This is a genomic window from Lysinibacillus sp., from assembly GCF_032093475.1.
GTDB classification, from domain to species: domain Bacteria; phylum Bacillota; class Bacilli; order Bacillales_A; family Planococcaceae; genus Lysinibacillus; species Lysinibacillus irui.
In genome coordinates this window covers 1-9253 of the sequence record NZ_DAMDAY010000152.1, presented here as the reverse complement: position 1 = coordinate 9253, position 9253 = coordinate 1, and the positions used below count along the sequence as shown (strand labels likewise).

Sequence of the window (9253 nt, the reverse complement as noted above, 5' to 3'; positions counted from 1 at the left end):
ATATCCTCGGGAATTGTACGTAGAAATTCAACAGTCCAATTACGCCACATTTTCATTTGTTCAAATAATTGCTTTTCACTCATCTACTTCCTCCCCTTCTACACGCTATTCAAGTATATATTAACACAATATTCCAATTATTTTCATCGGCTTAAATAAACAAAAAAAGATGTATCGCTAAAATAACTAGGATACACCTTCTTATAATGAAAAAAATACCACAACTGATTGATTGTGATATTTTTTAATGTTTTACTTTTTTTCTTTATTAAATTGTTGTTGTTCTTTCTTTTGTTCTTTTTGTTCTTTCACTTCTAGTTCTTCAATATTAAATTCCATTGCTACTTCTTCTTGCTCTAATTCATTCTTTTTCTTTTCTTTCGCCATAACTCTCACCTCCAATAAGGTATAAATTGTCCTTATTGCGGTGATTTATACTATCATGCTTAAATTATGATACACATGTATAAAACCACAATATACAACCACAATAAAAGTGCGTAGTGTCTCACTACTTAAAGAGCTGCAGAGATTTATTCTCTGTGGCTTCTTTTATACGTAAGTGCAAAAAATCATGCTAGGTCTTTAAATTCTTTTGATTAAAAGGAATGTTTATTCTTTATTCATCCATACTATCTTTGTTTGAAAAAAAGGTGAAAACCAGAAAAGGAAGTGTAGAATATGGGTATTCTTGGTGGAAATCCAAAAGATGAACCATTGCATTATGGTGAAGTATTTAGTGTTTGGTCAAGTTTAATTGCAGATTATGGTATGATTTCTGGCTATCAAACGTTCTATAATCATGCTGGTGATGAAGATCTTAAAAAAATAATTGAAGATTTGATCGAAACGTGTAGAGAAGAAGTAAAACAATTAGAAAAAATTCTAAAAACGAATGGAATAGCTCTACCACCAGCTTCACCTGAAAGACCTGTCGCAAGATTGGAAGATATTCCTCCAGGTGCAAAGTTTAACGATCCTGAAATTAGTGCAGCTCTTACTGCTGATGTTGCTGCTGGATTAGTGGCATGTAGTCAAGCAATGGGTACGTCTACTCGTGAGGATGTCGCATTAATGTATGGACAATTCCACATGGCTAAAGCTCAACTTGGTGCTAAGCTTTTACGTTTAAACAAAAATAAAGGATGGCTTGTACCACCGCCATTACATGTCAATTATCCTGAAAAGTAAAGTGAATTTCCCCGAATCGAGGAATGCAAATGTATTACTATAAAGAAGAATTAATTAACATTATTAAGCCTGACAAACCGGATCCACAAGCAGCACGTGTTATGCAAGAAATACTAGGTGGTCATTATGGTGAAATGAGAACCATGATGCAATATTTTTTCCAAAGCTCTAATTTTAGAGGGAAAGAAACACAATATCGTGATTTACTTCGTGGCGTTTTCCTAGAAGAAATTGCCCACGTCGAGCTCGTACAAAATACAATAAACCAATTGCTAAACGATTCAGGTGAATCTTCTGCTCCTGGTAGTAACGGAGCCGACCAAGCCCCTTTGGATGAAGCTGTTAGACATGCTAATCCTCATCATTATATTGTGGGGGCGCAATCCTCTTTACCTGTAGATGCTGCAGGTAATCCATGGAATGGTTCTTGGGTGTATGCGCATGGAAATTTGATTGCGGATTTATTAGATAATTTAGTGCTTGAGTCTACAGGTGTACTCCAAAAAACACGTATTTATGAGATGAGTTCAAATCAAACATTTAGGGAAACCCTTGCATTTCTAATCGTTCGAGATAATGCCCATCAAAACGCATTTGCCAAAGCATTAGAAACGTTAGGAGTTGATTGGGGAAAACTGTTCCCAGTGCCGAATTATGATATCAACAAATATCCCGAATGTAGGAAATTCGTCGAAATGGGCTATCATAATGCCCAATTTAACTTCAGATTAGATCCAACACGTATCGGTGAAATCTTCCAAGGACAAACGCCAAGTAGAAATGGCGGAGAACTTAATGTAACTCCCCCGCCTGAAGGGTTCCCTGTACCACTCATGCCAGAGATGCCAAATGAACACAGCCCTGGTCTGAAGGATATGAATCATTAATTTCCCAGTTTAATACTGGGATTTTTTTGTATTGCTAAATCAATTTATAATAAATAACTGTTGTCTCTAATTCACCCTTTGAAGAAATAGTATAGGCGGGTATTTTACCAACTTCTTGATAGTCTAAGGATTTGTACAATTGATTAGAAGGATCGCCTTCCCTTGTATCTAATACTATTAAAGACCTGTTTTCTTGCTTTGCTCTTTCTTCCGCTATTTGCATCAGAGCGCGCCCAATGCCGTGACGTCTAAAGTCTGGATGCGTCATTAATTTGCAAATTTCAGCTCGATGACGTCCATTCGGCTTTGTCATTAAATGCAATTGAATACTGCCTGCCACTGTTTGATTGATTTTGGCAATAAACAAAATGACGTCTGGTGCTATGACTGTTTGCCAATATGTTAGTGCTTGTTCTTGCGCTAGAGGAGGTAAAAATCCTAGTGATGCACCTTCGTCAACGACCGTTTTCAAAAGCTCGGATAGCCCGTCTAGTTCTTCATTAAGTTGTTTTGTATCTTTTATATTTTTTAGCTCCATTTTTTCTCCCCCATTTTCTATTACTTTGGAATCCTAACACTTTTTTAAAAATTAGTATGATCATAACAAAAGATCAAGATCTGATAAAGACCTTGATCGAAGGAAATGGATGTTTAAAGTGATTGTTGATATAAAATGGTTTGTGCGATGCCGATAAAATATTCTGATTCTACAATAATATGATTTAATACAACTTTGGCTGTTGGATTGGTGCTGATCGGTTTACTGTCTTAAATAAGCATACGACAAAATTGAATAAATTGTTCACTCTGTTGGAGACAAAAAGAAGTAAGCTGCAAAATATCTTGAAAAAATGCTTGGGAAACTTGTCCTTGTGAGCGATTGACAGTTTCTATATATCTAACTACTTGCTGATGTGTCTGAGCAAAGGCTATTTCCCATTCTTTCAATCTCTCGACGTATTGCTGCTCTAAATCTTTGACAAGCTCCCTTATCACTACCGTATGTTCCTCTTCTTGATGTTTCCAAAATTCAGCTTCATCAAGAACACGTAACGGCATTTGATTGCCATAATAAAACTGCATGCTTCTCCCCCATTTCACTCATCTCTTATATGTATATACAAGAGCTGTAAAAATAGAACGTTAGAAGGTTCGAATATGAATCTTCATTTCCCAAACCAAGCAGCTTTTAACAGCTCAATCCCCCGTTCAATTGCTGCTTCCTCTAGATTGGCAAATCCAAGCAGCACCTTTGCAGACTTTATCTCAGAAGGGCTCGCATAAAAAATAGAGGTAGGATAAACCTTTACTTCTTTTAACCTCGCAGTTTCAATCAGTTCCTCTTCCGACATCTTATTATTTGGTTCAAGTAGAATATGTAAGCCACTGCTAGCCCCATACAATTTTACTTTGTCTCCAAATATTTGATGAATGGCCTTTATTAATACCTCATATCTTCGCTTATAGCCATTCCTTGATTTGTTGAGGTGCCTTTCCCAATGGCCACTTTCTATAAATAATTGTAAAGTATGCTGATGGTGTCTTGATACAGTTTGAACATAATAGCTGTTCCGTTTAAAAAGATCGATTAATTTTCTCGGTAGAACCATGTAGCTTAGCTTAATGGACGGAATTAATGACTTTGAGAAGGTGCCCATATAAATAACCTGTTCATTTGAATCTAAACCTTGTAGAGCTGGTATTGGTTTACCCGAATATCGAAACTCCCCATCATAATCATCCTCGATGATATACGCATCTTCTGACTTAGCCCATTCTAATAACTCTAGTCTTCTTGTGATTGGCATAACCGTACCAATTGGGAATTGATGAGATGGCGTGACATAAACAGCTTTAATATTACTGTTTCTTAAATGGTCAATCTGAATCCCTTGATCATCAAGAGGTATGGGCTTCATCTTTATACCATGATCCTTCAAAAGATAACGCACCCGGTAATAACCTGGATCCTCCATGGCAAAAAGCTCGTTCCGTCCAATTAAGTTACATACGATTCCCATAAGATGTTGTAGTCCTGCACCAATAACAATTTGGTCTGCTGAGCATTGAACTCCTCTAGCTTCGTAAAGATAGCTTGCTATATGTTTCCTTAATTCGAGCTCTCCTTGTGGATCTCCATATAAAAAAAGATGGGCATTATCTTCATTAAGACTTTGCATAGTCAACTTTCGCCAAATTTTATAGGGAAAGTCTTTTAAATTGATATCCCCATAATTAAAATCATACTTTATGGTCATTAGTTCTTGTTCTGGCTGAGACACTAATGGAGGTGATTCAAAAAGACTAGGGCCCATTTGAAAATAGCCCTTTTCAAGTGCAGCAACATATAGCCCCTCCCGTTCTTTACTCCAAACATAACCCTCTGCAAGGAGCTGTTGGTAAGCTGCGTCCACTGTATTTCGACTAATATGTAAATGCTTAGCTAAACTGCGCTGTGATGGCAATTTTGTATTTGCCACAATGTTTCCATGTTGAATTTCAGCTTTTAAATAATTGTACAATTGAAGATAAAGTGGTTCCTGATTATTCAAGTTTGGCGTTATTTCGAGCATCGTTCCTTGGCTCCTTTCGAAATAGCATTGTTGGCACTTTTAAGGGGTACCAGTGATTGTTTATAATAAAATCTACATTGTTGAGGAGAAAATGTAAAGACGCCTACCTGTAATAGTTTGTTTATTCGAAATACTCGCAATGAATTTGAAGAACTAAGGAGAGATTGACATGTATATTCCTAAGTATTACAAAATAACTGATTTAGAAGAAATCACAGAATTTATTCGAGAGAATTCCTTTGCAACACTTGTTTCAACCATAAAAGGTAAGCCAATAGCAGTTCATATCCCGATACTACTGAATAAAATCGAGGACGATTATTATCTAACAGGTCACTTAGCCTATGGAAATCCTATATGGAAGACCTTTGAGGAAGTAAATGATATTCTTGTCATATTTAATGGACCTCATGCTTACATATCATCCTCTTGGTATGAGAAAGAAAACGTACCAACATGGAATTATCAAGCTGTCCATATTTACGGGAAAGCCAGTCTAATAGATGGCAAGGAGTTAGAACAAGACTTAACGAGTCTACTTGAAAAATATGAAAGTTTCCGTGAAAATCCTGTATTATGGGATAAACTATCTCCAGAGCTTTTACAGCAAGAAATCAAAGGAATTAAAGGATTTAAAATCAAGGTAGAAGAGGTGCAAGCTGCCTATAAATTAAGTCAAAATCGTAATGCTTCTGACTATGTTAATATTATTAGCGAGCTCTATAAAGAAGAAGATCCACATGCGGCTGCTGTGGCAGAGGCTATGAAGAAAAATAGAACTGAATAAAATAGATGGCAGAAATGTTGTGATATCAACGTTTCTGCCATTAAACATTTAGGCAAGTGTTTTGGTCATGATAAGATCAATTTGTTCTTCATCACCCATATAGAATGAATGGGCTCCAGTTTGGACAAAGCCTATTTTTTGATAAAAACCGATGGCATGATCATTCTTCTCCCAAACACCTAGCCAAATACTTTTTTTGTCTTGCGCCATAGCTACTTCCAATGCTTTGTTGAACAAATGTTTGCCAAACCCTTTTCCTTGAAATTTGTCGCGAATGTAGATTCTTTCAATTTCAAGTGACTCATCCCCCATTTCTTCAGATTGGGCTTCATCAACATTTACCTTTAAATAGCCAGCAATTTCTTCATTGTCCAAAATAAAATAGAATTGTGAAGCAGCATTTTCTAATTCTTGTGCCAGCTGTTTTTCATTAAAGGCTTTTTCAAGATATGCTTTCATATTTTCAGGTGAATTTTGCTCTTTAAATGTATCATGGAATGTTTCAATACTAACTTCTTGTAGCTTTTTTAAATCTTCACGGTTACACTTTTTTATTTTAATTGTCATTTCTTGCCCTCCTACTAAGCTCTTTCTAGATTTTATATTGCAAATGCAATAAAAAGAGTATATAGTCAATGTAACGCAATTTTGTTGTATTTGCAACAAAAATAATGGAAAGGGGGCTGCAATTTGAGATATGCTTTTTATGTAGTAGGCCTTTTAATTTTAACGCTTGGTATTTCTTTCACTATACAATCCAATCTCGGCACCTCTCCTTTTGATGCTCTTTTAGTAGGCTTGTCTAGAAATGTGGGCTTGACAGTAGGTAGCTGGGAAATCATTCTGGCCATCCTATTAATCGGTAGTAATGCCCTAATAGCCAAACAAAAGCCCGAATTAGTAGGCTTGATTACAGCATTTATTACTGGTATAGGGATAGATATGTGGTTATTTCTATTACGCGATTTCGTAACACCAGACTTTTGGTATAGCCAAGCCATTTGTTTTGGCATAGGATTGATAGTGACTGGGTTAGGAACCGCAACCTATTTACATACAAATTTTGCACCTATTCCTGTAGATCGACTAACTATATTAATAAAAGAAATGACGAAAAAATCGATATTTTTCTCAAGAACAATTATTTATGTCTTATTTTTAGTACTTGCCATGATTTTTAAAGGGCCAATTGGAGTCGGTACGTTATTAACAGTTTGTTTAGGAGGCTTTATCCTGCATTTCTTTATGCCGATAATCGGGAGAATATTAGATAACAAAATGAACATAAGCCAAAAGGAAGAGCTTAATCGTTAGACAATAACAAAAACCAGCTACTCAATTGAGATGAGTGCTGGTTTTATCTTAAATTATTTCAAGTTTCACTCCATATTGATTGAATATAGCATGGTATTGTTGTTCGAAAATGGACCACCTCTGTTCAGCTCCATGCTTTTTACGTAATGCATTAAAGTAATGTTTCGCTGCAGTTACATCATTGGCCTGTAATAGCAAATGAAAGCTCTCTTCACCTAAATGTAAAAATGGGCCTGACGTATAATAATCAACAATGGATCTGGCACTGGTCATCGTTTCAAAGAAATGAAGGACATCTTCTAAACAAGGAAGTAGCATTTTTCTTACGTTATCTATATTAGTAGTAGCTGTGATAGAAAATCGATCTGGAGCAGTGTCAGCTATTTCTCTCATCCTTGCCCTGAAGTGACATTCTACTTCTTTCGGTGATGTCAGAATTTCTTTCGATTGAATTTGTGCCAACTCAGCTGCGTAAATCCCGCAATTCACATAAAATAGAACCTGATTAGCTGTATTCCCAGCAGATTTTTGGAAATTGATTAGGTAGATGAGGTTGTCCGTTTTCTTATAGAAATTCAGACCTTTCTTGTTGAAGCCGAATGTGGCTAAGAACGGCTTTATGTCCTGTTTTATCAACTCATTAAAGATGTGCTGCAACATGTTCCCTCCTTTGTTAATTCTTCATATTCATTTTTTAAAATAGACATAATATGTAAAGATTCAAAGCCATGTTCTGTTTTGAGACAATCTCTTAATGTTCCCTCTACTACAAAGCCCTGTTTTTGGTAAAGCTTAAAAGCTCGCACATTATTTACTTTCACATCTAGCCATAGACGATGAGCTTGAAATTTCGTAAATACCCAATCTTTAATAAGGTTAAAGGATTCCTTACCATACCCTTTTCCTTTTTCGTTGATCGTAATTCTTACAAGCTCAATGCTTAAATCGGGATTTTCTAATCCAGCAATAATAAGATAGCCTACAGGTTGACTTCTTTTTCGATCTTCCACAATTAAATGTAGAACATCTGTATTTGCCAATGCTTTTTCATGCTTTTCCTTTGACCATGGAATGATAAATTTCGCATTTTCCTCCATTGCTTCTAGGCTACAAACAAAATCTACATCTTGCCTATTCGTTTTTCTAAGTGTGACACTATCAGATTCTAAAAACATGGTATTCCCTCCTGTATTTTTTTCTTTGTCTCATTCAACTTACATATTGCATTTACTTTCTGGTGAATTTGCGACCAGAGATTTTTTGCTTAGGCTATTATATGTAAATTAACACTAATAACCCTATATAGCCAAACTTTTCAAATATTTTTAGTAAAATTGCCCATGTTTATTGCAGAAGTTTTACAGAGTTAAAAATAAGGTTTCAATTTTGGTGTTTAGGGGTAATCGGTAATATTATTGAAAAATAATTCTTGTCTCATTCATGCTATCCTTACATTATTCAAAGGCGAAAGCTTTTTGAAAGGGGTAAGGTTTAATTGAAGAAAAAATGGTTACTACCGATTTTTGCATCGTTTATGTTCTTTACAGGTGTAGGTATTCATGATGCAAAAGCGGCGACAATAGCAGATATAACGAATACAGCAAAAGCATATTTAGGTGTTCCTTATCAGTATGGAGGAACAAATATACAAACAGGTGTGGATTGTTCAGCTTATACACAAATTGTTTTTTCTAAGCTAGGCATTTCACTTGAACGTACATCAAAAGCTCAATATCAGCAGGGTACTGCAATCTCTAAAGACAATTTAAAGACTGGTGATCTCGTATTTTTTAATACATCGGGAAGCGGAATTTCCCATGTTGGTATATACATAGGTGACAACAGCTTTATTTCGGCAACGACAAGCTCTGGCGTTAAAATCGATAAAATTAACGACCCTTATTACTGGGGATCTCGTTATGTAGGAGCAAAACGCGTGGCAACCTTTACTGACAATGATTTTGGTGAAGTAAAAGAAGCAGAAATCGACTTTAGCATTTATGCATCGCGCGGTGAAGTTGCTCTTCGACTAGCGAATAAATTACAGTTAAATACTAGTAACACTAATACAAGTTTCCCAGATATCAAACCATCGTCCAAATATGCAGGTGCTGCAGAAGCGCTGAAAAAAATCGGCGTTTTCACAGGTGATGAAAATGGGAAATTCAATCCTGGGTCACCTATGACTCGTGGTCAATTATCGAAAGTTTTAGTGGAAGCCTTTAATTTAAAACAACAAGGAACTGCAGAACAATTTGCGGATGTTCCTAACGCTCACTGGGCTAACACATATGTAGCCATTCTCGCCTCCAATAAAATTACGGTTGGTAAAGGGGACGGAACATTTGGCGTAAACGACAATGTCACATTGGCACAATTAGATGCCTTCATCCAACGATTAACTCAATAACCTCAAAAAATGGCGTTTCATCTTAAGATGAGACGCTTTTTTTGTATCTTTTGAAAACCCCTTGCTATGCGAGGGGTTCCAAAGGGCTTCT

The 9253-nt window shown here is 36.1% G+C and carries 11 protein-coding genes and 1 pseudogene; 5 read left to right on the top strand and 7 right to left on the bottom strand.

All coding sequences use genetic code 11. The features are described from left to right. Positions 1–252: 252 nt before the first annotated feature. Positions 253–387 carry a hypothetical protein gene (locus tag RT445_RS21525; protein WP_274797240.1) on the bottom strand — a complete coding sequence of 45 codons (135 nt, stop codon included), beginning with the start codon at positions 385–387 and terminating at the stop codon, positions 253–255. 294 nt (positions 388–681) lie between these two features. On the opposite strand from RT445_RS21525, the gene RT445_RS21520 reads away from it, so the two are divergent. Together RT445_RS21520 and RT445_RS21515 are read left to right on the top strand one after the other, a co-directional pair. Further along, the gene (locus tag RT445_RS21520) at positions 682–1191 is read left to right on the top strand and encodes a DUF3231 family protein (RefSeq protein ID WP_274797238.1); all 510 of its coding nucleotides are present in this window, start codon (positions 682–684) and stop codon (positions 1189–1191) included. 29 nt (positions 1192–1220) lie between these two features. Next, entirely contained in the window at positions 1221–2078 is an 858-nt protein-coding gene (locus RT445_RS21515; RefSeq protein ID WP_274797237.1) for a manganese catalase family protein, read from the top strand. Between the two features lie 34 nt (positions 2079–2112). Here RT445_RS21515 and RT445_RS21510 read toward each other — a convergent pair whose 3' ends face one another. The 3 genes and pseudogenes from RT445_RS21510 to pdxR form a co-directional block, all read right to left on the bottom strand. Continuing rightward, a complete protein-coding gene (locus tag RT445_RS21510; protein ID WP_274797236.1) occupies positions 2113–2616 on the bottom strand; it encodes a GNAT family N-acetyltransferase in 504 nt (167 codons plus the stop codon). A gap of 113 nt (positions 2617–2729) precedes the next feature. After that, positions 2730–3161 (bottom strand): annotated as a pseudogene (locus RT445_RS21505) (DUF2935 domain-containing protein). Positions 3162–3244: 83 nt separating this feature from the next. Then, on the bottom strand, positions 3245–4651 hold the full coding sequence (gene pdxR, locus RT445_RS21500) for a MocR-like pyridoxine biosynthesis transcription factor PdxR (protein WP_274797233.1): 1407 nt from the start codon (positions 4649–4651) through the stop codon (positions 3245–3247). A gap of 169 nt (positions 4652–4820) precedes the next feature. Here pdxR and RT445_RS21495 point away from each other — a divergent pair, with 169 nt between their 5' ends. Then, positions 4821–5438 (top strand): FMN-binding negative transcriptional regulator, encoded by a 618-nt coding sequence (locus RT445_RS21495; protein WP_274797232.1) that lies wholly within the window; start codon positions 4821–4823, stop codon positions 5436–5438. Positions 5439–5486: 48 nt separating this feature from the next. Here the strand turns inward: RT445_RS21495 and paiA are convergent, their stop codons facing one another. Beyond that, complete coding sequence (paiA, locus tag RT445_RS21490) at positions 5487–6005, bottom strand: spermidine/spermine N(1)-acetyltransferase (RefSeq protein WP_274797230.1); 519 nt, start codon at positions 6003–6005, stop codon at positions 5487–5489. Positions 6006–6128: 123 nt separating this feature from the next. Between paiA and RT445_RS21485 the strand changes: the two genes are divergently transcribed. Further along, positions 6129–6752 (top strand): YczE/YyaS/YitT family protein, encoded by a 624-nt coding sequence (locus tag RT445_RS21485; protein ID WP_274797229.1) that lies wholly within the window; start codon positions 6129–6131, stop codon positions 6750–6752. Between the two features lie 48 nt (positions 6753–6800). Here the strand turns inward: RT445_RS21485 and RT445_RS21480 are convergent, their stop codons facing one another. Together RT445_RS21480 and RT445_RS21475 are read right to left on the bottom strand one after the other, a co-directional pair. Further along, entirely contained in the window at positions 6801–7412 is a 612-nt protein-coding gene (locus RT445_RS21480; RefSeq protein WP_274797228.1) for a DUF4304 domain-containing protein, read from the bottom strand. Continuing rightward, positions 7385–7927: a GNAT family N-acetyltransferase gene (locus tag RT445_RS21475; RefSeq protein ID WP_274797227.1), complete on the bottom strand. Its 543-nt coding sequence runs from the start codon at positions 7925–7927 to the stop codon at positions 7385–7387. The genes RT445_RS21480 and RT445_RS21475 overlap by 28 nt, the downstream gene beginning before the upstream one ends. A gap of 320 nt (positions 7928–8247) precedes the next feature. Here RT445_RS21475 and RT445_RS21470 point away from each other — a divergent pair, with 320 nt between their 5' ends. Beyond that, on the top strand, positions 8248–9162 hold the full coding sequence (locus RT445_RS21470; RefSeq protein WP_274797226.1) for a C40 family peptidase: 915 nt from the start codon (positions 8248–8250) through the stop codon (positions 9160–9162). The last annotated feature ends 91 nt before the right edge of the window (positions 9163–9253 follow it).